This is a genomic window from Acetobacter ghanensis (assembly GCF_001499675.1).
Classification (GTDB): Bacteria; Pseudomonadota; Alphaproteobacteria; order Acetobacterales; family Acetobacteraceae; genus Acetobacter; species Acetobacter ghanensis.
In genome coordinates, this window is sequence record NZ_LN609302.1 from 1509098 (window position 1) to 1533514 (window position 24417).

Here is a 24417-nt window from a genome sequence, read left to right on the forward strand (position 1 = left end):
TTGCACCCCATCCGCACCCTATCTTCCACAGACTTATCCACAAAAACGGTGGATGAAATTGACGACCCCCCAAAGAGCGCCAGATGACTGCACAAAATTCAACACCGGAGGGCACCGCCGCGCAGGCTGATGCCGAGGCCAGCCTGCCGCTCAAAGGGGTAGAGGCCATACGGTATGCGTTACGTACCATGCCTTTTGCGCCCGGTGTTTACCGTATGCTCGGCAGCAAGGGGGAGGTGCTGTACGTAGGTAAGGCGCTTTCGCTCAAAAAGCGTGTCACGTCCTATACGCATGTGGCTCGTCTGCCCGAGCGCCTGCGGCGCATGGTGTCGGAAACGGCCTCCATGGAAATTGTGACGACCCACACAGAGGCAGAAGCCCTGCTGCTGGAGGCCAATTACATCAAGCGGATGAAGCCCCGCTTCAACATCCTGCTGCGTGATGACAAAAGTTACCCGTGGCTGATGCTGACGGATGGCCATCCATTCCCCCAGATTGCCAAGCATCGTGGCAAGGCGGTCAAAGGGGCCAGCCTGTGGGGGCCATTTGCTTCCGCATGGGCGGTTAACCAGACGCTTAATCTGATCCAGCGCGTGTTTCTGCTGCGCTCCTGTACCGATTCCGTTTTTAACAGCCGGAGCCGCCCATGCCTGCTGTTCCAAATCAAACGCTGCTCCGCCCCCTGTGTGGACCGCATAGACCAGCAGGCTTACGGGGAGCTGGTTGAGCAGGCTCGGGATTTTTTATCCGGCAAGGATTCCGCCCTGCGTGAAACGTTGGGTGCTGATATGAACCGGGCAGCCGAAGAACTGGATTTTGAGCGTGCGGCCATGTTGCGCGACCGTATCCGCGCCTTGGCGCAAATGCAGGACTCTAACGTCATCAATCCCGCTTCCTTGCAGGATGCGGATGTCTTTGGCCTCTGGCAGGAGGCAGGGCAAACTTGCATTCAGGTCTTTTTTGTACGGGGCGGACGCAACAATGGCAGTCGCTCGTTTTTCCCCGCTCATGCGCAGGAGGAGACCGCGGCAGATATTCTGTCCGCCTTTATTGCCCAGTTTTATGACGATAAACCATGCCCCGCCCAAATACTGGTCAACCACGCCTTGGCGGAAAGCCCTTTGCTGGCGGAGGCGCTCTCCCTACGGCGTGGCAGGAAGGTTGAAATTCTCAACCCGCAGCGTGGTGAGAAAAAACAGGTGGTGGACCATGCGGTAACCAATGCGCGGGACGCGTTGAACCGCAAACTGGCCGAAACGGCCGGGCAGGCCAAACTGCTCCGGGGTGTGGCCGAGGTGTTCGGGCTGGATGCCCCGCCCGAACGCATAGAGGTGTACGATAACAGTCACATTCAGGGCGCACATGCCTATGGGGTCATGATTGTGGGCGGCCCGGAAGGGTTCAACCGCAAGGCATACCGCAAATTCCGCATCAAAGGCCCCATTACACCGGGGGATGACTTTGCCATGATGCGCGAGGTGCTGGAGCGCCGCTTTGGCAGGGCGCTGAAGGAGGCGGACGAAGGCGACACGTCCAACTGGCCCGATGTTCTGCTGATTGATGGCGGGGCAGGGCAGTATTCCGCTGTTCGGGCCGTGCTGGATGATCTGGGTGTTACTGGCGTCAAACTGGTGGGTATTGCCAAGGGGCCAGACCGGGATGCCGGGCGGGAGTGGTTTTATACCGACCACAGGGAGCCTTTTCAGCTCGATCTGCGGGACCCGGTTCTCTACTACCTACAAAGACTCCGGGACGAGGCGCACCGTTTTGCAATCACCACCCACCGTTCGGGGCGGTCCAAGGCGCTGGTCACATCCGAGCTGGACGATATTCCCGGCATAGGCCCCGCGCGTAAAAAAATGCTGCTCAATACGTTTGGGTCAGCCCGTGCGGTCAAGCAGGCCGGGCTGGCGGAACTGGAAGCTGCGCCGGGAGTCAGCCGCGAGATTGCGCGGGTCATCTACGGCCATTTCCACCCCGACTGGTCGCCGGACTAAAAAGGCGAATGGCAGGATTGCAGGGAATGAGGGTGAGTGACGACATTGCGATAAGTCAAAGCATTTCAGTCTGGCAGGAAATGCGCTAGCATACGCCATAATGTTAACAGACCTGCCCAACGTCCTGACCCTTTCGCGTATTGTGGCCATTCCCATCGTGGTTGGATTTGCCGCGTGGGGTACGCCACAAACGGACGCGCTTGCGTGTCTGCTGTTCATTCTGGCGGGAATTACCGATTATTTTGATGGAAAGTTGGCGCGCTCTCGCCACCAGCTTTCCGACTTCGGGCGGATGTTTGACTCCATAGCCGACAAACTGCTGGTGGGAGCCTGCCTTATGGTGCTGGCAGGCTTTTTGCGTTTGCCCTACCAGAGTCTGTGGCCTGCCATCATCATTCTGTGCCGGGAAATTCTGGTGTCTGGGATGCGGGAGTATCTGGCAGAGCGGCGTGCCAGCCTGCCAGTAACCCGTTTGGCCAAGTGGAAAACCGGTTTTCAGATGACAGCCATAGGCTTTTTGTTGGCGGGGGACGGCACAAGTGCCCTGCTAGGTATTCCGTGGTTGCCCGTTGCTCTTATTGGCGCCGTGCTGCTCTGGGTTGCCGGGGTGCTGACAATGATTACCGGATGGGATTATCTGACCAAGGGTTTGCAGCACGTCGATCTGTAAAAAGTCCTTGCCTTTGAGAGGCCAATATTTGGGCGACTGGCCTGCGGCTATAGGCTACAGGGCTGTTCACTTCAGCCAAAATTATCAGGGCACCGTGCATCAGCCACGGATAGTCCGGAACAGGCTGGGGAAAGTGCTGGCGTAATGCGGAGTCTGGGTATGAGAAAAGCCGCTCTTCTCGGAGTGTGCGTGATGATGAGTGGATGTGCAGGCTTTGAAAAAGTCATGTCCGACACAATGTCTCTCCCCGGCGAAAATCCCAATGCTCCAAGTGGTTCTGACCTCAACATGCGGCGTGTGCAGGGGCAGGCGACAAGCGAGGTGCCGATTCTGCCGCAGGGCGGTAATGTCTGGCCCGGTCCGCCCGACCCGCTCCCCACGCTGGAAGATGTTGCCAAAGGCCGGACCGGTAAATTGCCGGGGGAAGAGGTGACGGCGGCCACAGGCCCGCAACTGCCCGATGGTCAGGAGATGAGCATCGGGGAAAAGGAAAACATCCATAAGGGTGTTGTCGGGAATAGCCTGTATGCCTCCCCTGTGGCGGGCGCGACGACTGCGCAACCGGCCGGGGCGGCAAAGGCCAAAGCAGCCCCCATCGAAATTCCGAATGGTGACGGCACAACCACCCTTATTCATTCGGATGGGTCTATCAGCACCATAGGAACACCCCGTCGTGGTGCCATGCCTGCACATTAATGTGCGACAGAAAGCGCGCTGGCTTCTATAAGGCCCGCAAGAGCTGGGGCGTGTTTGGATAAGAGGGTGAAGGCGGATCATGACAGATCAGGTGACAGTCTTGTTTTTTGCCGCATTGCGCGAGCAGATCGGTCAGGAAAGCCTGAGTGTGGCCATCCCATCGGGTGGCGTGCCGGTTACCGCCCTGCGGCATCAGATCGAAGGGGCATCGCCCGCTATTGCACAGGCTCTTGCAGACCAACCCAAGCTGCGGGTTGCCATTAACAAAACGCTGGCAACGTTTGACCAGATGGTCCGTCCGGGGGACGAGGTCGCTTTTTTCCCGCCCATGACGGGTGGTTGATAAACGCCATGTCTGTTCATGTTGCCGTCCAGACGGCTCCGTTTGATGTGGGGGCAGAGACTGCCCGTTTAAGTGCCCTTTCTCCCCATATAGGGGGTATTGGCCTGTTTGTGGGGCAGGTGCGGGGTGGGCAGGGGCTTAAGGCCATGACCTTGGAGCATTACCCCGGCATGACCGAAGCCATTATGAACGATCTGGCGCAGGAAGCGCGGGCACGGTTTGCGCTGACGGGCTGCACGCTGATTCATCGTGTCGGTCGGCTGGAGGTGGGGGCAGGCATTGTGTTTGTTGGTGCCGCTGCTGCACACCGGGGCGCGGCCTTACAGGCCACATCTTTTCTGATCGACCGGTTGAAGACCGGAGCACCGTTCTGGAAGCGGGAAGACTACGAAGATGGTCGGGCAGTCTGGGTGGATGCGCGAGAGGCGGATGAAGATGCCGCCCGCGCATGGTTGCCGTAAGGCACTCTCGTTCTTAACCCGCCAGTACGGTGTGGATAGTGCGGCACAAAAACCGCAGCTCAGGCTCGGTTATGGTGAAGGCTGGCGTTAGATAAACAATATTGCGGAAAGGCCGTATCCACGCGCCGTGGCTAATCAGCTTCTGGCGGAGTGCATCCGGGTTGGCAATGTTGTCCAGTTCCACTACGCCAATGGCCCCAAGCGTACGCACATCCCGCACGCCGGGTAATGCCCGGCATGGTTCCAGGGCTTCGGCCATCAGTGCGTTAAGAGTGGCAACCTGCTCCAGCCGTGGTTCTGTCTCAAACAGGTCGAGCGATGCGTTTGCACAGGCACAGGCCAGTGGATTGGCCATAAAGGTGGGGCCGTGCATCAGGGCATGTTCGGGGTTGTCAGACAGAAAAGCCTCAAAAACGTGCCGCCGCGCTACGGTGGCGGCAAGAGCCATGGTGCCGCCCGTCAGGGCTTTGGAAAGGGTGATGATGTCAGGCGTGATGCCTGCCTGTTCACAGGCAAACATGGTGCCTGTGCGCCCAAACCCTGTAAAAATTTCGTCCAGAATCAGCAGGACATCGTAGCGGTCTGCCGCAGCGCGTAATGTGCGTAGGACCGATGGTGCATGAAAGAGCATACCGCCTGCTCCTTGCACCAGAGGCTCTACAAGAATGCCGGCCAGCTCGTGTGCGTGGCGTTCCAGCAACGCCATAAACGCCTGTGTGCTGGTCTCATCCACGGGCAGGGGGGCAATAACGTGTTCTGCCAGAGCTGAACCATACAGATGGTGCATACCTTCTTCCGGGTCGCATACAGCCATGGTGGCGAGTGTGTCTCCGTGGTAACCGCCACGAAAAGCCAGCATTTTGGTGCGTTGCTGTTCCCCTTTGTTAAGGCGGTACTGGATAGCCATCTTCATGGCGACTTCCACTGCGACGGAACCGGAGTCTGTAAAAAATACCCGCTCTAAGTCTCCGGGCAACATGGCACATAAACGGGACGCAAGGCGCAAGGCGGGTTCATGCACCATGCCGCCAAACATCACATGCGGCATCACATCCAACTGGTGCGCTACGGCTTGGCGGATATGGGGGTGGTTGTAGCCGTGGCAGGCAGTCCACCATGCAGCAACACCGTCCACCAGTGTGCGTCCATCAGTCAGGGTAATGTGGCTACCCTGTGTGCTCCGGGCTGCAAGCGGGGGGGATGCGGTCTTCATCTGGCTATAGGGAAGCCAGATATGGGGAAGCCCCTGCTGGTACCAGTCGGGCATGGAAGCGGGTGCAGACATGCGAGGTGTTCCTGTAGATGATTGACCGGGAGAGCAGGCTCCGGCACCAAAGGTGTCATGACGCGGTTTGACAATCTTTTCCAGCAGGGGCTGGCCAGTTTTGCCGCACAGGGGCGTATGCGTTCCTGCAAACAGTGGCATGCAGCCGGACCCGGACTTTTGCAACAGCCCGACAGCGGCGCTGTTCTGGTCGATTTTTCCTCCAATGACTATCTGGGCCTGCGTACCCACCCGTTACTGCTTGAACGGGCCAGCATATGGGCACGGGCTGAGGGGAGCGGGAGTGGCGCTTCCCGCCTTGTAACCGGCACACCACCGCAGACTGTGGCGTTGGAGCAGCGGCTGGCCGCCCTTAAAGGCATGGAGGCAGCAAGAATTTTTTCTTCCGGCTGGCAGGCCAATGCGTCTGTTGTTCCTGCGCTGGCCCGGCTTTCCGCGCAGGTTACGGGGGCCCCTGCTGTTATTGTGGCAGACCGTTTTATACACGCCAGCCTTTACCATGGCTGTGCGGCGGCCGGTGTGCGCCCAAAGAGGTTCCGGCATAATGACATGGCGCATCTGGATGCCCTTTTGGGGCAGGATACAGGTGATGGCCTAAAAATTGTGCTGACGGAAAGCGTGTTCAGCATGGATGGTGACCGGGCGGATATGGAGGCGTTGCGGACCATTACCCAACGCCACAACGCCTTCCTCTGTGTGGATGAGGCCCATGCAACCGGCATTTTAGGCGAACATGGCAAAGGGCTGGCCCACGCACAGGCCGATCTTGTTATTGGCACCTTCAGCAAGGCTCTGGGGGGGATGGGGGCATTTATAGCGGCCTCCCATGCTGTGTGCCGCTGGTTGGATAATACGGCTTCGGGCTTTATTTATTCCACGGCACCTTCTTCCATGGTGCTGGGCGCTGTGGATGCGGCGTTGGACCTGCTGCCCGGCATGGATGAACAGCGTGCTCATGTGGCGGACCTTGCCGCCCGGTTTAGGGAACTGATGGCAGGGGCCGGATTGGATGTGGGGCCATCCACAACTCAGATCGTACCGGTGGTTGTGGGGGCGGAGCAAACGGCTCTTGCGCTAACGCAGGCAGTAGAGCGGGCAGGCTTTCTGGCTGTTGCTATCCGCCCGCCAACGGTGCCACCCGGTGGGTGCCGCCTGCGGGTGGTTTTTCACGCTCATCATACACAGGAGCAGATGGAGGCATTGGCCAACGCCATTATTGCCGCGACCCGAGACATTGCCGGGGAGGTCGGGGGATGAAGGGTATTCAGCCTGTATTTGTGCATGGCTGGGGGTTTGGGCCAGATTTTTGGGCCCCTGTTATCTCCGCTCTGGGCTGGACGGATGCCTGTGTGCTGGATCTGGGCTTTTTAGGGGGGGGCAATGCTTCGCCCCTGCAAGCAGCACAACAGTTGCAGGCTTTGCAGGCGGAGGGACGCCCCGTATTGGGGGTTGGGCATTCCCTTGGCTTTTTGTGGCTGGCGCAGCACATGGCTTTTGCCAGCCGAGACAAGCTGGTGGGAATTAATGCGTTTGCAGTATTTGCCGCGCGGGCAGGCTTTGCTTCTGGCGTGCCAGTCCGCGTTATGCAGCGCATGTGTAAGGGACTTTCCACTGCGCCAGAAAAGGTTCTGACTGATTTTCGTACTCTGTGCGGCGCGCAGGTTGCAGCAGAGCCTCCACAGACCCAAAATTTATGTACGGGGCTGGAGATGTTGATGTCAGCGGATGCCCGGCCTGTGCTGGCTGGCAGAGCAAGGCAATGCGTGGTGCTGGCCGCGCGGCAGGACCCTGTTGTTTCCCCCGCCATGACGGAGGAAAGTTTTGTAGGTGGTCCGCCAGTGCAATGGATGGATGGTGGGCACCTGCTCCCCCATACCCATGTAAAGGCCTGTGTGGCGCTGCTTGAAGGGGTGCGAAAAATGATGGAACAGAACGCGGGATGAAAGGCATGGAGCACAAGGAGCGCGTACGTCTCAGCTTTGACCGGGCAGAGGGGTATGATGGAGCCGCTACGGTGCAACGCCTTGCCGCGCAACGTCTGGCAGCAAAGCTGGCAGAGACCCTCAAAGGCAGAAAACCACAGCGTATTCTGGAAATAGGGTGTGGTACCGGCCTACTGACGGAACAGTTGGTCCGTCTGTGGCCAGACGCGCAGATTGTGGCGACCGATTTTGCTCCCCATATGCTGGAACGGGCCAGACGCAACGGTGTGGCCACAACGGTTTATGAACTGATGGATGCCGCCAACCCAACGGTTGAAGGCCCGTTTGATGTGGTCTGCGGCAATCTTGTCATGCAGTGGCTGGAGCAGTCCAAGCACGTACTGGCCCGTCTTGGGGAACTGCTGGCACCCAACGGTGTGCTGGCCGTTACCGCTTTGCTGGATGGGACGTTTGCGGAGTGGAAAGCTGCCTGCAAGGCGGAGGGGGCGGAACCTGCAACCCCTCATTACCCTAAAGCCACACAAATACAGGACTGGGTACCGTTCCCGTATTCCGGCCTGTGGCAACGGGAGAGCTGTGTGCAGGTGTTTGCCAGAGGTCTGGACTTTGTCCGGCATCTTAAGGCGACAGGGGCATCGGTTCCCCAGCCCGGAAGCACGCCTATGGCGGCGGGTACGCTCCGGCGTGTTACTGAGCGGCTGGAGCAGGGCGGGGCATCCATGACGTGGGAACTAGCTTATGGCTGTTTCCGCAAACCACCTGTTGCGGGTGTTTTTGTAACCGGTACGGACACAGGTGTTGGCAAAACCCTTGTTTCGGCTTGTTTGGTCAGGCGGTGGCAGGCCGCCTACTGGAAGCCGCTGCAAAGCGGTCTGGCGGATGAAGCGGGGGACACCAGTACGGTTGAACATCTGGCCGGTCATCCCATGTGCTTTCCGCCAGCAGGGGCGTTTCAGGCTTCGCTCTCACCACAGGCGGCAGCCGAGGCGGAAGGTGTGCATATCGATTCCCGCCACCTTGCATTACCACAGGTGGAGAAGGACAAAGTGCTGGTGGTGGAAGGGGCTGGCGGTCTGATGGTCCCAGCAACAGACACTTTGATGATGCTGGATTTGGCCGTGTTGTGGGGATTGCCTGTTGTGTTGGTGGCCCGCAGTGGTCTGGGCACACTCAACCACACATTGCTCAGTTTGCAAGCACTTCAGAACCGTGGCGTGGCTATTGCAGGAGTGGTGTTGAACGGTCCAGCAAACCCGGCCAACAGTCAGACCATTGCACAAAAAGGTGGGGTTCGCATTCTGGCGGAAGTAGACTACCTGCCGCAGGTTACGCCAGCAACTGTAACGGCACAGGCGGCGGCCTTCCCAGCATGGGAGGATGTGTGCCCAGCAACCTGAGCACACATGCGCCGTACTCAGTAGTGGCGGATCAGCCCAGCCAGATGGCCCTGAATACGCAGGCGCTCCGCGGGAACAATGCGGGTTTCGTAGCGGGCGTTGGCGGGTTCGAGCGCGATCATGTTGCCTTTGCGGCGTAAGCGCTTGAGCGTCACTTCCTGCTCATCAATCAGGGCAACCACAATCTGCCCATTGTCGGCCTGATCGGACTTTTTGATAATGACCTGATCGCCGTCCAGAATGCCGGCTTCGATCATGGAATCACCCGCAACTTCCAGCGCGTAGTAGTCACCACTTCCCAGCATGTCTGCCGGAACGGTGAGCGCGTTGGATGTATCCGCCATGGCCTCAATCGGCAGGCCAGCAGCAATGCGACCATAAAGCGGAATTTTAACAGATTCCTGCTTCTGGCGCGTAAAGCTGCCACGGATCACGTTGGTGGGCAGTTCCTCTTCCATTTCGGGGAGTTGTATAACCTCCAGCGCGCGGGCGCGGTGGTGGTGGCGGCGGAGGAAACCGCGTTCCTCCAGCCCTGAAATCAGGCGATGGATGCCAGATTTGGAGCGCAGGCCCATAGCTTCGCGCATTTCGTCAAACGAAGGGGAAAAACCGGTCTGCTTGAGGTGCGAATCAATAAAAAGCAGAAGCTTGTGCTGTTTTCGGGTCAGCATGTCGCACCTCGGTCTGTCTGTTCGGAATGGAAGAGTGATCTCATAGTTTGTTCTATGTAAGTTCTTGTTTTTGTCAATATCTAATTCAGGGCAGGCGTAGGATACGGCATGGGGCTCCGGCTTTTTCCGCACCGGCATGGGGCGCGCGGATGATCAGCGCCTGACTTTGCGCCAGAATGTTCAACTGTGCAGAATCCTGACGTGCAAACGGGGTGGCAACCAGATGCCCCTCGGCGTTGGTCTGGAGTGTGGCCCGCAGAAAATCCTGCCGTTGGTCGTTCTCCTTTACGTCTGCCCCCAGCAGTGCCGTTTGTGTTTCCAGCGAGTCTGAAACGGGGCGACCCATAAGTTTGTGAAGGGCGGGGACCACAAACACCAGGCAGCACACCAAAGCGGCAACAGGGTTACCCGGAAGTCCAAGTACGGGCATGCCGTTGAGCGTGCCAGACATGAGCGGCTTGCCCGGACGCATGGCAATTTTCCAGAAATTCTGGATCAGGCCAGCTTTTTCCAAAGTGGGGCGAACCAGATCGTAAGTTCCCACACTGGCCCCGCCAATGGTGACAAGCATGTCCAGATCATGAGTCTGGGCAAACGCGTTGGAGAGCGACGTTGCGTTGTCTCTTGCAACTGGCAGGATAACGGTCTGCGCCCCTTCCTGCTCCAGAAGGGCGGAGAGCATGAATGACGCGGAGTTAAAAATACCGTCTGGTGGGGCGGTGTCTCCGGGGAGCAATATTTCGTTTCCCGTCGCCAGAATGCCCACACGGGGCCGGCGGAATACGGGTAACCAGACCAGCCCACCAGCTGCGGCCAGCCCGATGTCCCTTGGCCCGAGTCTGCGGCCTGCTGTCAGGAGCACCGCGCCTTCGGCAAAGTCCTGCCCCTGTTTGCGAATGAACTGCCCTGTGGTGGCTGGCTGGGTGAGTGTAATCTGCTGACCAGCAAGCAGGGTGTTTTCCTGTATGACAACAGCATCTGCCCCGTTGGGGATCTGGCTACCGGTGTAGAGGCGGATACATTCGCCGGGCTGTAGGGTCCGGGTGGAGGGACGGCCTGCCGGGGCTTCATCTATAATCCGCAGTGTAGCGCCCTGCTGGGCATCGGCTGACTGTACGGCGTAACCATCCATGGCGGATACGCACACAGGAGGGTTGGCCCTGCGTGCGTGTACATCCTGCGCCAGAGTGCGGCCACAGGCGGCGGTCAGGGCGACGGTTTCCTGCCCGCAAAGTGGCAGGTTTTCCAGAATTCTGGACCGCGCGGTTGCCACATCCAGCATGAATTCGTCTCCTTTTGGCGTTCGCTGCGCCATATTGATGTAAGAAAGCTTGACCTTTTGCCTTTGTATGCGCATTTTGCCGGCACTTGAACACCGCCGGAGCCGTATGGACCGGCTCTGTAAATATGTTCTGCTGAGGAAGTCATGGCCAAGACCAACGTCATCAAGATCCGTCTCGTTTCGACGGCTGACACCGGTTACTTCTATGTGACCAAGAAAAACGCTCGTGCGCACACGGGTAAAATGGAACTGAAGAAGTACGACCCGGTTGCTCGCAAGCACGTCGTATTCCGCGAAGCCAAAATTAAGTAATTCTGGCCAGACCGGTATGTCATAAAAAAACGCGCTTCAGGCGCCGTTTTTTTATGACCTCATGCCAGCAGAAAATCTTTTAGCCCGTAGGGTATAACCGTCAGAGATTAAAAAAGTGGGTCGCGCCGGTCATAGGGAACGACCACATCATTCCGGTTGGCCATATTCAGCATGGCGCGGGCGCGCTCATCCAGAATATCCGTATCCAGAGTATTTTCACGCAGGCCGTTAACGCGGCGCTTCCATGCAGCCTGTTCGGCCAGTGCGTCTGTCCGTGCCTGTTTTGCCTGTTCTAGCAGGCCAAGCTGCTGTTGGTACGCCTGCATACCGTGGTCGCCTTGCGTTGCATTCCAGCCAAAATACCCAGCAATGCTCAGGAATGCCAAAGGAGGAACAACAGCCCGCACGACACGGCGAAAGAAACGGCCAATCTGCACTGTATGGTCTGCTCCTTGCCAGAGTCGTGGTTACTTGAAGACATGAATACAGCGTAATGTGTAAACCATATTGGCTGCTGGAGGAAAGTACGTTGCGCACAAAAAAGCCGGCTCCCCAAAAGGAACCGGCCAGAGCGGGCCACATCCATAAGATGTGGCCGTTAGTTCAAGGGTAATCAGCCGTTCTTGAGGATGGAGCGGCCTGCATACTGGGCGGCTGTCACCAGTTCCTGCTCAATACGGATCAGCTGGTTGTATTTGGCTGTCCGGTCAGAGCGGGAGAGCGAGCCGGTTTTGATCTGCCCACAGTTGGTGGCCACGGCAAGGTCCGCAATAGTGGAGTCTTCCGTCTCACCCGAGCGGTGGCTCATAACGGCGGTATAGCCTGCCCGGTGGGCCATTTCCACGGCCTGAAGGGTTTCGGTCAGTGTGCCAATCTGGTTGACCTTGACCAGCAGGGAATTGGCAATACCTGCCTTGATGCCACGGTTCAGACGCTCGGGGTTGGTTACAAAAAGATCATCTCCAACAAGCTGAACTTTTTTACCCAGTGTCTGGGTCAGGAGCGCCCAACCTTCCCAGTCATCTTCAGCCATGCCGTCTTCAATGGAGACAATCGGATACCGGCTGACAAGGTCTTCCAGATAAGTGGCCATGCCAGCGGAATCGAAGCTCTTGCCTTCGCCTTCCATCACATACTGACCGTTTTTGAAGAACTCGGTGCTGGCGCAGTCCAGCGCAAAGGTGACGTCCTGACCGGGGCGGTAGCCCGCGGCTTCCACAGCGCGGGTGATAAAGCCCAGAGCCTCGTCGGCAGATTTAAGGGCAGGGGCAAAACCGCCTTCATCCCCCACATTGGTGTTCAGGCCCGCCGCGCTTAACGCTTTTTTCAACTGGGCAAAAATTTCCGAACCCCAGCGAATGGCGTCCGCCACAGTGGGCGCGCCCACTGGCTGGATCATGAATTCCTGAATGTCGATCGGGTTGTCCGCGTGCTGGCCACCGTTCACAATGTTCATCATCGGCACGGGCAGAATGTGGGCAAACGCACCGCCAATGTAACGGTAAAGAGGCACTTCCAGTTCGGCTGCCGTTGCTTTGGCTATGGCGAGCGATACACCCAGAATGGCATTGGCACCCATACGGCTTTTGTTCGGTGTGCCATCCAGATCAATCATGGCGTTGTCGATGTCGATCTGGTCGGAGGATTCTGCGCCCTGCAGGGTGGGCAGGATTTCGCTCTCAATGTTTTCAATGGCGCGGAGCACACCTTTGCCGCCATAGCGCCGTGCATCACCGTCGCGCAGTTCCACGGCTTCATGTGCGCCAGTTGATGCGCCAGAGGGAACAGCCGCGCGGCCTTTGGCACCAGATGCCAGTTCCACGTCCACTTCCACAGTGGGGTTGCCACGGCTATCCAGAATTTCGCGGGCGATGATGTCAACAATGGCGCTCATGGTGTGTCTGTTCCTGCTTGTCAGTGGGTACTGGCTGGACCGGTACCGCCGTTTCTTATTCTTGATCTATGACGAAACCTGCATGGGGCCTTTAGTCCCACACGGTTGCTAGTGGCAGCGTCTTGGGCTTTTCTGTCAACACTGAGAACAAGAAAATACAGAGAAAAGGGTGTCTGTTCCCGAATGAAGAAGCTTCCGTTTCTGGGTGTGGTTCTGATGCTGGCGGGGGTTCTGCCTTACGTCTTATGCACATGCGCCATTGTGTTCTACGATTCCCATATGCCGGTGCCCAACCTGCTTATGGCGCTGGTGCTGTACGGGGCGATCTCCCTATCCTTTATCGGGGCGGTGCACTGGGGGCAGGCGCTGGAGCCGGAGCGCACCATTATTGTGGCCTCGGAAGCGCAGACGGACCATGTGCGTCTGTTGCTGGGGGTTGTCCCCGCACTGGTGGGCTGGGTTGCGGCTTGTGTGGGTATTTTATGGCAGCCCTTATGGGGGCTTGCATTGCTTGCCGTTACCTTTCCGCTTGTTGCTTTTGGCGAGCGCGCAGCATGGCGGCGTGGCTGGGTGCCGCCGGGCTACATGGGAGTGCGCTGGATTGTGACCGCGGTGACGGAATGTTGTCTGCTTATGGTGCTGCTGGTTCGCCTTTTGTGAATGGCGGCAGAGGGGCCAGTGCGGTAGAGAGCGCAGCGGGTATGTTATAACACGCAGGGTTTGCGAACATGCGTGCAGGATCAGTCTGGAAGTTGGAAAGCAGGGCTTATGAAGGGCAAACCGCACATTCTGGTTAAAGGAGCGGGCGTGGCAGGCCTAACAGCCGCTGTCACACTTGCGGAACGTGGCGGGGTGGTTACCCTGTATGATTGCGCAGGCCGGGTTGGTGCCGGAGCATCGTGGATGGCGGGTGGTATGCTTGCCCCGTGGTGCGAGGCGGAATCCGCTCCAGCGGAAGTGACTGCCCAGTCTGTGGATTCGGTGGACTGGTGGGCCAGCCACGTGCCCGGCGTCGTGCGGGAAGGGAGCCTGGTGTTAGCCCCCGCGCGTGATGTGGGGGAACTGGCCCGTTTTGGCCGACGTACATCGCATTTTGAGACAGTGGGAGAGGCCGATATTGCGCGGCTGGAACCAGACCTCGCCGGGCGTTTTCAAAAAGGTCTGTTCTTTGCGGATGAGGGGCACGTGGACCCCCGCAAGGCGCTTCCGGCTCTGGCTCGCAGTCTGGAGCAAATGGGCGGGCAGGTGATTGTGGATCCTACCCATACCCCCGATGAGGACGGGTTTGACTGGGTGGTGGACTGCACCGGCCTGCATGTGCGTGACCAGCTTGAGCATTTGCGCGGCGTACGGGGCGAGATGCTGCTGTTGCGTTGCCCGGATGTTATTCTGCACCGGCCTGTGCGTATGTTGCACCCACGTATTCCGGTTTACATTGTGCCACGCGACAACCATGTCTTTATGGTCGGTGCAACCATGGTGGAAAGCGAAAACGCCGGTGGCATGACTGTGCGCTCCATGATGGAATTGCTGAATTCCGCTTGGACCCTCCATCCCGGTTTTGCTGAAGCGGAAATTTTGGAAATGGGGACCGGGCTGCGTCCGTCCTACCCGGACAACATGCCCCGAGTGGTGCGCAAGGGGCGGCATGTTTATGTTAATGGCATGTACCGTCATGGTTTTCTGCTCTCCCCCGCACGGGCACGGGAGGCTGCCGATCTGGTTTTCGGGCTATAAAGCCCAAGGAGTGATGCCCGATGAAGATAATCGTCAATGATGAGGCGCAGGAGGTTTCGGCCAGAACACTCGCCGCGCTGATTGATGAGCTGGGATATGCCGGTGCGCGTATTGCAACTGCGTTGAACGGGCATTTTGTACCAAAAACTGCGCGCGCGGACACACTGCTCGATGCTGGTGCGCGGGTGGAAATTGTAGCTCCCATGCAGGGTGGGTAAGGGTATGACGGCATTGTTTTATGGGCAGGAACTGTCCTCCGCTCTTATGCTGGGTACGGCACAGTATCCATCGCCCGAAATTTTGCGTGATGCGGTTCTGGCTGCACGGCCCGGTGTGCTTACCGTGTCCCTCCGGCGGGAATCTGCGGGGGAGCGGGCTGGTCAGGCTTTCTGGTCGCTGGTGCAGGAACTGGGCGTGCCCGTGCTGCCCAATACCGCAGGCTGCCACACGGTCAAGGAGGCCATAACCACCGCCCACATGGCGCGAGAAGTGTTTGGCACGGACTGGGTCAAGCTTGAGGTCATAGGTGAGCTGGATACGCTTCAGCCAGATGTATTCGGGCTGGTTGAGGCTGCGCGTATTCTGACGGAAGAAGGCTTCAAGGTTTTTCCGTACACCACGGAGGACCTTGTTGTGGCGGAGCGTTTGCTGGCGGCAGGGTGCGAAGTGCTTATGCCGTGGGGGGCGCCTATCGGGTCGGGTAAGGGGTTGAACAACCTGTTTGGCCTGCGCGCCATGCGGGCGCATTTTCCGGGTGTTCCACTGGTGGTAGATGCAGGCATTGGTGTGCCGTCTCATGCCACGCAGGCGTTGGAGCTGGGGTATGATGCGGTGTTGATCAATACCGCTGTGGCCAAGGCCGGGGACCCGGTGCGTATGGCGCAGGCTTTTGGTCTGGCGGTGCAGGCCGGTGTGCTGGCGCGGCAGGCTGATCCGATGGAAGAGCGGGATATGGCCGCTCCCTCCACGCCCGTTGCAGGAAAGGCATTTTTGGGATGAGCGGACTGCCACAGAAATTTTACCCCGTTGTCGATAACGCCCAGTGGGTTAACCGCCTTGGAGCCGCTGGTGCGCGCTTTATCCAACTGCGGGTCAAAGATCTGCCGGAGCCTGAACTTAGGGCGCAGGTCAGGCTGGCGCGTGATTATGCGGCAAAGCACGGCGTCTGTCTGGTGCTGAATGACTTTTGGCAGATCGCGCTGGAGGAAGGGGTCTCCTACATCCATCTGGGGCAGGAAGATCTGGATACAGCCGATATGGACGCCATTCGCAAAGGCGGTTTGCAGTTTGGCATCAGCACCCATTGTCATGAGGAGCTGGAGCGTGCGCTAACGTTTGCTCCCGATTATGTGGCGCTGGGACCGATATGGGAAACCCGGCTGAAAAAAATGGCGTTTGGCCCGCAGGGCGTGGACCGGCTGCGTGAATGGAAGCAACTGGTGGGAGACATGCCTCTGGTTGCCATTGGCGGCATTACGCTTGAGCGTGCGCCATTATGCCTGACTGCCGGGGCGGATTGTGTGTCTGCCGTATCGGCTTTTACGCAGCATGATGACCCGGAAGGGCAGGTTAAGGCGTGGCTGGCGGCAACAGAGGCCTAAACAGGCGTTAGCCGCCGCTAAAAATACGGGCTGCGTCCGTTTTGCCAAAAAGAGTTAAGAGCAGGCGGGCGGAAACAGGTAGCCTGTAAGTGCCAGTGGTGTTTGCCTGCGTATCGGGCAGAATGCGCTGGGCTTCCGCGTGGGCGGTGTCCAGCAGCAGGTCAACCAGAATTTCCGGCGCCATGCGGTATTCTGGCAGACCAGACTGCCTGCGGCCCGTCGCTTCTCCGCCACCGCGGAGGCGAAAATCCTCATCGGCAATCAAAAAACCGTCTTCAGTTTCCCGCAGGCAGGCCAGACGGCGGCGGGCAGTCTGGCCTAGCCCATCCTCATGCAGCATCAGGCAATAAGATGCCTTGGAGCCACGCCCTACACGCCCGCGTAGCTGGTGGAGCTGCGCCAGACCAAATCGCTCGGCATGTTCGATCACCATAATAGTGGCGGAGGGCACGTCCACCCCGACTTCAATGACCGTGGTGGCAACCAGAATACGGGTCTGCCCGCTGGCAAAGTCCTTAAGTGCCTGCTCGCGGGCGTTTGTGTCCTGCCGTCCGTGGGCAAGACCTACCATATCGCCAAACCTGTCAATCAGTACCGCCTGCCGTGCCTCTGCGGCCGCTATGTCCAGCGCTTCACTTTCGGACACAAGAGGACAGACCCAAAAAATCTGCGCTCCGGCCTGCAGGGCGCGGGCAATGGCGTCCAGAATGTCCCCCATTGTATTCAGGCTGTGCAGGGAGGTGCGAATAGGTTTGCGGCCGGAGGGTTTGCCCTCAAGCCGACTGACCTGCATATCTCCAAACTGGGTTAGTAGCAGTGTGCGGGGTATGGGGGTTGCGGTCATAACCAGCATGTCTGCGTTATGGCCTTTTTCCACCAATGTCAGGCGCTGGTCCACGCCAAAGCGGTGCTGCTCATCCACCACGGCCAGCCCAAGGTCCGCAAATTTTACGGTGTCCTGCACCAGAGCATGGGTGCCGACCACAAGTTTTGCCGTGCCATCGGCCATATCGGCCAATGCCTGTTTGCGGGCTTTCCCTTTGACCGAACTACACAGAAACGCCACGGGCACAGGGGAGAGCCGCGCAAATGTTGCGGCATGTTGGCGGGCCAGAATTTCGGTTGGGGCCATAATGGCGGCCTGCGCGCCTGCTTCTACTGCACGGAGCATGGCCAGCAGGGCCACCAGTGTTTTGCCCGCGCCCACATCCCCTTGCAGGAGGCGGCTCATACGGTGAGGGGCGGCCATATCGGTCTCTATCTGCCGCAGGACATGCCTTTGCCCCGGTGTAAGCGGGTGGGCAAAAGCCGCCAGGGCCTGCTTTTGCAAATGACCATCCCCCCGCAGGCTGCGTCCGGGCCGGTAGCGGGATGCCTGTTGGGCAATGCGCATGGCAAGCTGGTCGGCCAGTAGTTCATCACAGGCTAGGCGGGCCTGCGCACGGGTGCGTTCCGCCTGCCATTGCGTGCCGCTTTGGCTGTCGGGAATACTGTCTGGTCGGTGCATCCATGTGAGGGCGGTTGTAAAATCCGGCCATTTTTTTTGCGTTATCAGCGCCGGGTCGTGCCATTCCGGCAGGTCAGGGGGGAGCAGGGCAAGGGCTGCGGTCATAGCCTGCCGTACCTGCCCGCTGAACAGGCCTGCAGTGAGCGGCCATACGGGGTCCAGCAGGGGGATCCGTTCAATCTGGCGGGCAGGGAGCAGATAGTCGGGGGAGGTCATGCATAGCCGGTCGCCAAAACGCTCGACCTTGCCAGATACGGCAATATGCGCCCCGGTTAACGCCTGTTTGGCCTGCCATGGAGAGAAAAAGGCAAGCTCCAGCACGCCGGTTTCGTCCGATATGGTGGCCCGCCAAGGCTGGCGGGTGCGGGGTGCTGGCGGGCGCACCTCCAGCACTGTGCCAGAAACTGTTGCAATGGTGTCAGCCCTGAGTTGTGCAAGCGAGGGACGCAGGCGCCTGTCCGTTACACTTTCCGGCAGACAGAATAGGAGGTCCATAACGCGTGACCCACCTGCAATTTTGGACAAAAGGCGGGCACGTGCCACATTGACACCGCTCAGACTGTCTAGCGGAGCCTGCAGGGCGGAGAGGGCAGGTGCACCAGCCCATTGCGGAGCCGAAGCGGATGTGAAGGGCGGGGGGCTGGACACGGACGGTATACAGGCCTCTGTTTGCAGGCTGACAGACAGGAACAGCACCGGTATAGGACAGCAAAGCCATGCAACACAATTTCACAACATCTTCCAACACCCTTTCTTCCAACGATTCTGATGGTTCGGAAGATTCCCTCGCCGCCCGGCGCCGTCGGCTCAAGTTCCGCGCCAACCATCGTGGCACGTTTGAAACCGATATTCTGATCGGGGGATTTGTTGAGGAAACGGCAGATACCCTGAATGCCGAGCAACTGACGGACATGGAAGCCATACTGGAAATGCCCGACCCCGACCTGACGGACTGGCTGTTCGGCCGTTTGGCCTTGCCGGAGGAAAAAGCAACCCCCATGTTGCGGCGCATGGTGAACGCATGCCGTGCAAAGTGCGGAAAATAAACTCATCTTCCTTGGTTGGAACACGGGCAGGACAAGAGAAATACGCCAGATGACAGCAGACACAGGTGCCCCTTTACAGCGTCGGATTGCCACCATTTGGGGCGTGCCGGAGGGGTATGATGCCCTTTTGCTTGCACGCCGCGCGCGTGAGTACAAAGGGCCTGTGCTGCACATAGCCCGCAACGATGCCTCCATGGCCCGGCTGGCGGACATACTGGCTTTTGTTGCGGCCGATATGGAGGTGCTGCGTTTTCCCGCTTGGGACTGCCTGCCATACGACCGTGTTTCGCCCAACCCCACCATTGTGGCCGAGCGGGTTGCAACCCTGACCCGGCTGCTGGAACCATCAGGCGGCAAACCCCGCCTTGTGCTGACCACAGTCAACGGCGCCATCCAGCGCGTTGCTCCGCGCAAGACATTCGAGGGGCAGTCCCTGAACATTCGGGCGGGGGAAAGTCTCGACCAGTCCCTGCTCATCGAACTGCTGATCGCCAATGGCTACACCCGTACGGATACGGTGATGGAGGCCGGGGAGTTTGCAACGCGCGGTGGTATTTTTGACCTCTACCCCGCAGGCGCGCCCGAACCGGTACGCCTTGATCTGTTTGGGGATGAGGTCGAAAATATTCGGGCTTTTGACCCCGGCACCCAACGCTCCACCGAGCAGCGCGATGGTTTGGTGCTGTGCCCTGTTTCTGAATTTTCGCTCGATGCGCCAAGCATCTCCCTCTTCCGCACGGGCTGGCGGGATGCCTTCGGCCCTGCTGCCGCGTCCGACCCGTTATACGAACATATTTCGGACGGTCGCAGATACCCCGGTATCGAACACTGGCTGCCCCTGTTCCATGACCATCTGGAAACCCTGTTTGATTACCTGCCGGGTGCAGCCCTCTCGCTTGATTATCAGGTCGAGGAAGTGTTGTCCGCACGGTTGGAAATGATTGCCGACCACTATCAGGCCCGTAAGCTGCCGGTCAGGGAGGGCGAGACACCCTACCGCCCTTTGCCGCCCCATCTGCTGTACCTGGACCACAAAGGGTGGGAGGCGGCTGTATCGCGCCTGCCAGCCGTGGCCTTTAGCCCCTATGCCCAGCCCGATGGGGCGGAGGGCGTGGATGTTGGCGGCAGACCCGGCAAAATGTTCTCCAAAATTGTGCCCGGTGCGCAGCGCGAACAGGTGTTTGGCCTGTTGGGTGAGCAGGTGCGGGAGTGGGCGCAGGTTAAACGCCGCACATTTGTGGCGGCATGGACCAAGGGCTCGCGCGAGCGGATTGGTGTTTTGCTGCGTGAGCATGGCGTGTCGACAGAGACATTCGACACATGGGAGCAGGCACGCAAGGCCAAGGCTGGCCCCGTAGGGTTGCTGACCCTTGGGCTGGAACGTGGCTTTGTGGCGGATGATCTGGCTTTTGTTTCCGAGCAGGACCTGTTGGGGGAACGTATAGGCCGCCCACCGCGCCGCCGCCGCCGCGCCGATGAACTGATTGCCGAGGCCAGTGAACTTTCTGCCGGAGATCTGATCGTGCATCAGGATTACGGTATTGGCCGGTATGACGGGCTGGAGACGGTCAGCGTGGGTGTGGCCCCGCATGACTGCCTGCGCCTGCTGTATGATGGGGGAGAAAAGCTCTACCTGCCGGTCGAAAACATTGAACTGCTCAGCCGGTTTGGTTCAGATCAGGCCGGGGTATCGCTCGACAGACTGGGCGGTGTTGCGTGGCAGAACCGTAAGGCGCAGATGAAGCGCCGCATACGTGACATGGCGGGTGAACTGATCCGTACTGCTGCGGCCCGCGCCTTGAAGGAAGCCCCCGAACTGCTCCCCCCCGAGGGGATGTGGGACGAGTTTTGCGCCCGCTTCCCGTTTGTGGAAACGGACGACCAGTCCCGCGCCATTGCTGACGTGCTGGAAGATATGGCTTCCGGCCGCCCCATGGACCGGCTGGTGTGTGGTGATGTGGGCTTTGGCAAAACGGAAGTTGCCCTTAGGGCGGCGTTTGTTGCGGCGATGTCTGGCGGGCAGGTGGCTGTTGTGGTGCCAACAACGTTGCTGGCCCGGCAGCATTACCGCACTTTCGCGGCCCGGTTCGAGGGCTTCCCCATCAAGGTGGCGCAGCTCTCCCGCATGGTGACGGGTAAGGAAGCAACGGAGGTCCGCAAAGGGCTGGCCGATGGCAGCATCAATGTTGTGATTGGCACACATGCCCTACTGGCCAAAACGGTCAAGTTTGCCTCGCTCGAACTGTTGATTATTGATGAAGAGCAGCACTTTGGCGTGTCGCATAAGGAAAAGCTAAAAGCCCTGCGCGAGGATGTGCATGTGCTTACGCTGTCCGCCACGCCGCTCCCCCGCACGCTCCAGCTTTCTCTCTCCGGCGTGCGGGAGATGAGCCTGATAGCGACGCCTCCTACGGACCGTCTGGCTGTGCGGACCTTCATTATGCCGTTTGACAGTGTGGTGATCCGTGAGGCCATTCAGCGTGAACGCTTCCGAGGTGGGCAGATCTTCTGCGTAGCGCCCCGAATTGAAGATCTGGACCGGTTGGCCGAACGGTTGAGCAGTATTGTGCCCGATGCGCGGGTGGTGCAGGCGCATGGCCGTCTGTCTCCCACGGAGCTGGAGCGGGTGATGACCGAGTTTTCGGACGGTCAGTATGATATTCTGCTTTCCACCAATATTGTGGAAAGCGGGCTGGATATGCCTGCGGTGAATACGCTTATTATCCATCGGGCGGATATGTTCGGGCTAGGCCAGCTCTATCAGCTGCGTGGCCGTGTCGGCCGGGGTAAGCAGCGCGGCTACGCGTATCTGACATGGCCACAGACTCATGCTCTCTCACCTTCGGCGGAAAAGCGACTGGAGGTCATGCAAACGCTCGACACATTGGGCGCAGGCTTTACGCTGGCATCGCACGACCTTGACCTGCGTGGTGCGGGTAACCTGCTGGGGGACCAGCAGTCCGGCCATGTGCGTGAAGTGGGGATAGAACTATACCAGCAGATGCTGGAAGACGCCGTGGCTGACATGCGTTCCGACAAAGGCCGTAATGCGGAAAACGATCGGGACTGGACGCCCAACATTGTTATGGGCCTGCCGGTACTTATTCCCGATGCGTATGTGCCGGATCTGCCGGTAAGGCTGGGTCTTTACCGTAGAATCAGTGCGTTGGCGTCCGATGCTGAGCTGGAGGCTATGGAGGCGGAACTGGTGGACCGGTTTGGGACTGTTCCGGACGAAGTTAAAAACCTGCTCAACATTGTTGATCTTAAAAGACTTTGCCGTCAGGCAGGCGTGGAGCGGGTGGAAGCGGGTCCTAAAGGCATGGTGCTCCAGTTCCGGAACAACAGTTTTGCCAACCCTGCAGGGCTTGTGCAGTGGATGGGCCGTTGGAAGGATGGCGTAGTCAGGCTGCGGCCAGACCATAAAATGGCAGTGGTGCGGGAACTGACCAATGTTCAGCGCATAGACCTCGCCCGTAAAGTGCTCAAAGACCTTGCGCATATGTGCGAGCGTGAAATGGCCTGACTCACCTTGGGTGGTCTGCCCCTGCATGGCCAGAATATGCAGGGGCCGGTCTGGTTATTTGATGGGGAGCGGAAAGCCGTTAACCGTTAGCACGCCACCTTCCCACGTGGTGTCCCATGTGTTCTGTTCGCCAGAGTGGTGGCTGACCAGCCTGCCTAACACAAGCCCTGCGGCCAGCTTCATCTGATGGGCGGCGCGGGCTTTTTCAATTAGTTCTTCCAGATTGGTAATTTCCAGATGCCCAGAGGCGGATGTGGCGGCCACGTTGCCGGTCAGGGTTGCCTGCCCATGCCCCTGTAGGCGTGCATGTCCTTCCGATGCCTCAAAGTTGCTGATGGTGGCATGGACGGCAGGCGCAGCTTCGCTCTGTCCCCCAATGGCGCTCATGAGCGCTGGAAGCTCTGTGGTTGGGAGCGAGAACGCAGCGCGTGCGTTTGAAGGCAGAAGTTGCTGATTAGCGACGTTCTGGAATGTCAGGCCACTCATGTTCAGGGTTGCTGCACTGGTCTGCGCGGTGCTGGAACCCTGCATCTGGTAGTGTGCTGTTGTGACGCTCACATGGGCCGAACCATGCACAACGGTGGCGTTGTTCCATGTCAGATCATAGGCTTTGCCGGATTGTAGGCCAGTAACAACCAGTTGCCCCTGTGCTTTAAGCCACTGGGTACAGGCCGCATTGTGCTGCCCGGTCATGGCGGAAACCAGAAGTAATGATGCTGCCTGCGCCAGATCCTGCATAGCGTCTGCATTAGGTGCAAACCCGGAAAAGACCAGTTTTTTGACATGCAGACTGGTTACTCCGTTGGGGGAGCTGACTGCTAGATCATGGTAAATCAGGCCTTTGGCAGTAGTTTCCTCCGACGTGGCGCTTATTGTTGCGCAGCCCGAGGGAGGAGCCGCGGTTGCGTTTTCTGCGTGGGTGGCAGCGTAAAGACTCACGACCCCGAGAAGAAAGAGGGAAAAAGGAGAGTTCTGCTTCATTTCGTAATGAAGGTGCCGTAAGTAAAAATGGCAGGCAATACAAGATTACCATGGAAGAGGCAGAGCTGTGCGGTTTTTGAAGATTGACCCCTTTTTGCTGGGGCTGCTGGCCTCTGTTCTGCTGGCGACCTTTGTGCCGTGTCACGGCGCTGCCGTACCGGTTTTTCACTGGTTATCGGTCGGGCTGATCGCCCTTATGTTTTTTTTGCAAGGGGCGCGCCTTTCCCGCAAGGCCGTGCTGGACGGGGTGGTGGCATGGAAGCTGCACCTGCTTATTTTAAGCTGCACGTTTGTCCTGTTTCCCCTGCTGGGCCTTGCCGCCCATGCTCTGTTCCCCGGCCTGTTGCAGCCTGATGTGTGGATGGGGGTGCTATTCCTGTGCTGTCTGCCTTCCACAGTACAGTCTTCCATCGCCTTTACCTCTATTGGAGGTGGCAATGTGCCTGCGGCCGTGTGTGCGGCTACCGCTTCCAACGTGTTTGGTATTTTTATTACACCGGTGCTGGTAGGGCTGGTGTTAAGCCAGCATGGGCAGGCTACGGGTAACCCGTTGGATATTGTTTACCAGCTTCTTCTGCCGTTTATTCTAGGGCAGGTATTGCAGCCATGGCTGGGTGCATGGGCCCACCGGAACAAGAAGGTGCTCTCTTTTTCTGACCGAGGGTCCGTTCTGGTGGTTGTGTACACAGCGTTTAGTGATGCCGTCATGCAGGGGTTATGGCACCGTCTGCCAGCAGCCGAACTGGGGATGATTGCCGTAGCGGATACGGTTCTGCTGTTTAGCGTGCTGGCCCTGACCATTTTTGGCGGCCGTCTGATTGGTCTGCCCCTGAAGGACGAAATTGCGGTGGTGTTCTGCGGCTCCAAAAAAACGCTGGCTTCTGGCGTGCCCATGGCCAATGTCCTTTTCCCCGCTTCCTCTGTAGGGGTTATTGTTCTGCCGCTCATGATGTATCACCAGATCCAGCTTTTTGTCTGCGCCGTACTGGCCCGCAGGTTTGCACGCATGGGGCAGAAGCAGGATGATGCAGCCAGAACGCCAGCCTGACAGGCCGGTCAGGGCGCATC

The 24417-nt window shown here is 58.7% G+C and carries 24 protein-coding genes; 17 read left to right on the plus strand and 7 right to left on the minus strand.

Annotated elements, in window-relative coordinates; all coding sequences use genetic code 11:
• The first annotated feature begins 83 nt into the window (after window positions 1-83).
• From uvrC to AGA_RS07220, 5 genes are all read left to right on the plus strand, one after another.
• Window positions 84-1997: an excinuclease ABC subunit UvrC gene (gene uvrC / locus AGA_RS07200; RefSeq protein WP_059023650.1), complete on the plus strand. Its 1914-nt coding sequence runs from the start codon at window positions 84-86 to the stop codon at window positions 1995-1997.
• A 100-nt stretch (window positions 1998-2097) separates the two neighbouring features.
• Window positions 2098-2667, plus strand: coding sequence for a CDP-diacylglycerol--glycerol-3-phosphate 3-phosphatidyltransferase (pgsA, locus tag AGA_RS07205; protein ID WP_059023651.1), 570 nt, complete (start codon window positions 2098-2100; stop codon window positions 2665-2667).
• Between the two features lie 225 nt (window positions 2668-2892).
• On the plus strand, window positions 2893-3363 hold the full coding sequence (locus AGA_RS07210) for a hypothetical protein (RefSeq protein ID WP_231945735.1): 471 nt from the start codon (window positions 2893-2895) through the stop codon (window positions 3361-3363).
• Window positions 3364-3442: 79 nt separating this feature from the next.
• Complete coding sequence (moaD, locus tag AGA_RS07215) at window positions 3443-3706, plus strand: molybdopterin converting factor subunit 1 (protein WP_059023652.1); 264 nt, start codon at window positions 3443-3445, stop codon at window positions 3704-3706.
• An 8-nt stretch (window positions 3707-3714) separates the two neighbouring features.
• Window positions 3715-4167, plus strand: coding sequence for a molybdenum cofactor biosynthesis protein MoaE (locus AGA_RS07220; RefSeq protein WP_059023653.1), 453 nt, complete (start codon window positions 3715-3717; stop codon window positions 4165-4167).
• A 13-nt stretch (window positions 4168-4180) separates the two neighbouring features.
• On the opposite strand, the gene AGA_RS07225 is transcribed toward AGA_RS07220, so the two are convergent.
• Window positions 4181-5452 (minus strand): adenosylmethionine--8-amino-7-oxononanoate transaminase, encoded by a 1272-nt coding sequence (locus AGA_RS07225; RefSeq protein ID WP_231945736.1) that lies wholly within the window; start codon window positions 5450-5452, stop codon window positions 4181-4183.
• A 57-nt stretch (window positions 5453-5509) separates the two neighbouring features.
• Between AGA_RS07225 and AGA_RS07230 the strand changes: the two genes are divergently transcribed.
• The 3 genes from AGA_RS07230 to bioD are packed head-to-tail and all read left to right on the plus strand — an operon-like array spanning window position 5510 to window position 8792.
• On the plus strand, window positions 5510-6709 hold the full coding sequence (locus AGA_RS07230) for an aminotransferase class I/II-fold pyridoxal phosphate-dependent enzyme (RefSeq protein WP_059023654.1): 1200 nt from the start codon (window positions 5510-5512) through the stop codon (window positions 6707-6709).
• A complete protein-coding gene (locus AGA_RS07235; RefSeq protein WP_059023655.1) occupies window positions 6706-7395 on the plus strand; it encodes an alpha/beta fold hydrolase in 690 nt (229 codons plus the stop codon). The genes AGA_RS07230 and AGA_RS07235 overlap by 4 nt, the downstream gene beginning before the upstream one ends.
• Window positions 7396-7400: 5 nt before the next feature.
• Window positions 7401-8792: a dethiobiotin synthase gene (gene bioD / locus AGA_RS07240; RefSeq protein ID WP_231945737.1), complete on the plus strand. Its 1392-nt coding sequence runs from the start codon at window positions 7401-7403 to the stop codon at window positions 8790-8792.
• A gap of 17 nt (window positions 8793-8809) precedes the next feature.
• Here bioD and lexA read toward each other — a convergent pair whose 3' ends face one another.
• Complete coding sequence (gene lexA / locus AGA_RS07245) at window positions 8810-9463, minus strand: transcriptional repressor LexA (protein ID WP_059023657.1); 654 nt, start codon at window positions 9461-9463, stop codon at window positions 8810-8812.
• A gap of 85 nt (window positions 9464-9548) precedes the next feature.
• A complete protein-coding gene (locus tag AGA_RS07250) occupies window positions 9549-10820 on the minus strand; it encodes a molybdopterin molybdotransferase MoeA (protein WP_083503578.1) in 1272 nt (423 codons plus the stop codon).
• 69 nt (window positions 10821-10889) lie between these two features.
• Here AGA_RS07250 and rpmG point away from each other — a divergent pair, with 69 nt between their 5' ends.
• Window positions 10890-11057 (plus strand): 50S ribosomal protein L33, encoded by a 168-nt coding sequence (gene rpmG / locus AGA_RS07255; RefSeq protein WP_003623017.1) that lies wholly within the window; start codon window positions 10890-10892, stop codon window positions 11055-11057.
• A 107-nt stretch (window positions 11058-11164) separates the two neighbouring features.
• Here rpmG and AGA_RS07260 read toward each other — a convergent pair whose 3' ends face one another.
• Together AGA_RS07260 and eno are read right to left on the minus strand one after the other, a co-directional pair.
• Window positions 11165-11494 (minus strand): FtsB family cell division protein, encoded by a 330-nt coding sequence (locus AGA_RS07260; protein WP_059023659.1) that lies wholly within the window; start codon window positions 11492-11494, stop codon window positions 11165-11167.
• Between the two features lie 176 nt (window positions 11495-11670).
• On the minus strand, window positions 11671-12951 hold the full coding sequence (gene eno / locus AGA_RS07265; protein WP_059023660.1) for a phosphopyruvate hydratase: 1281 nt from the start codon (window positions 12949-12951) through the stop codon (window positions 11671-11673).
• A 183-nt stretch (window positions 12952-13134) separates the two neighbouring features.
• Here eno and AGA_RS07270 point away from each other — a divergent pair, with 183 nt between their 5' ends.
• From AGA_RS07270 to AGA_RS07290, 5 genes are all read left to right on the plus strand, one after another.
• Window positions 13135-13611: a DUF3429 domain-containing protein gene (locus AGA_RS07270; protein ID WP_059023661.1), complete on the plus strand. Its 477-nt coding sequence runs from the start codon at window positions 13135-13137 to the stop codon at window positions 13609-13611.
• Window positions 13612-13719: 108 nt separating this feature from the next.
• On the plus strand, window positions 13720-14688 hold the full coding sequence (thiO, locus tag AGA_RS07275; protein ID WP_059023662.1) for a glycine oxidase ThiO: 969 nt from the start codon (window positions 13720-13722) through the stop codon (window positions 14686-14688).
• 20 nt (window positions 14689-14708) lie between these two features.
• Window positions 14709-14906, plus strand: a complete 198-nt coding sequence (gene thiS, locus AGA_RS07280; protein WP_059023663.1) for a sulfur carrier protein ThiS — start codon at window positions 14709-14711, stop codon at window positions 14904-14906.
• A 4-nt stretch (window positions 14907-14910) separates the two neighbouring features.
• Window positions 14911-15687 carry a thiazole synthase gene (locus tag AGA_RS07285; protein ID WP_059023664.1) on the plus strand — a complete coding sequence of 259 codons (777 nt, stop codon included), beginning with the start codon at window positions 14911-14913 and terminating at the stop codon, window positions 15685-15687.
• A complete protein-coding gene (locus tag AGA_RS07290; RefSeq protein ID WP_059023665.1) occupies window positions 15684-16289 on the plus strand; it encodes a thiamine phosphate synthase in 606 nt (201 codons plus the stop codon). The genes AGA_RS07285 and AGA_RS07290 overlap by 4 nt, the downstream gene beginning before the upstream one ends.
• Before the next feature lie 7 nt (window positions 16290-16296).
• On the opposite strand, the gene recG is transcribed toward AGA_RS07290, so the two are convergent.
• On the minus strand, window positions 16297-18444 hold the full coding sequence (gene recG / locus AGA_RS07295) for an ATP-dependent DNA helicase RecG (RefSeq protein WP_059024739.1): 2148 nt from the start codon (window positions 18442-18444) through the stop codon (window positions 16297-16299).
• 68 nt (window positions 18445-18512) lie between these two features.
• Here recG and AGA_RS07300 point away from each other — a divergent pair, with 68 nt between their 5' ends.
• Both AGA_RS07300 and mfd read left to right on the plus strand, forming a co-directional pair.
• The gene (locus tag AGA_RS07300; protein WP_059023666.1) at window positions 18513-18842 is read left to right on the plus strand and encodes an FAD assembly factor SdhE; all 330 of its coding nucleotides are present in this window, start codon (window positions 18513-18515) and stop codon (window positions 18840-18842) included.
• Window positions 18843-18891: 49 nt separating this feature from the next.
• Entirely contained in the window at window positions 18892-22368 is a 3477-nt protein-coding gene (mfd, locus tag AGA_RS07305) for a transcription-repair coupling factor (protein WP_059023667.1), read from the plus strand.
• Between the two features lie 54 nt (window positions 22369-22422).
• Here mfd and AGA_RS07310 read toward each other — a convergent pair whose 3' ends face one another.
• A complete protein-coding gene (locus tag AGA_RS07310) occupies window positions 22423-23349 on the minus strand; it encodes a hypothetical protein (RefSeq protein ID WP_172793726.1) in 927 nt (308 codons plus the stop codon).
• A 67-nt stretch (window positions 23350-23416) separates the two neighbouring features.
• Between AGA_RS07310 and AGA_RS07315 the strand changes: the two genes are divergently transcribed.
• Complete coding sequence (locus AGA_RS07315) at window positions 23417-24397, plus strand: bile acid:sodium symporter family protein (protein WP_059023669.1); 981 nt, start codon at window positions 23417-23419, stop codon at window positions 24395-24397.
• Window positions 24398-24417: the final 20 nt, after the last annotated feature.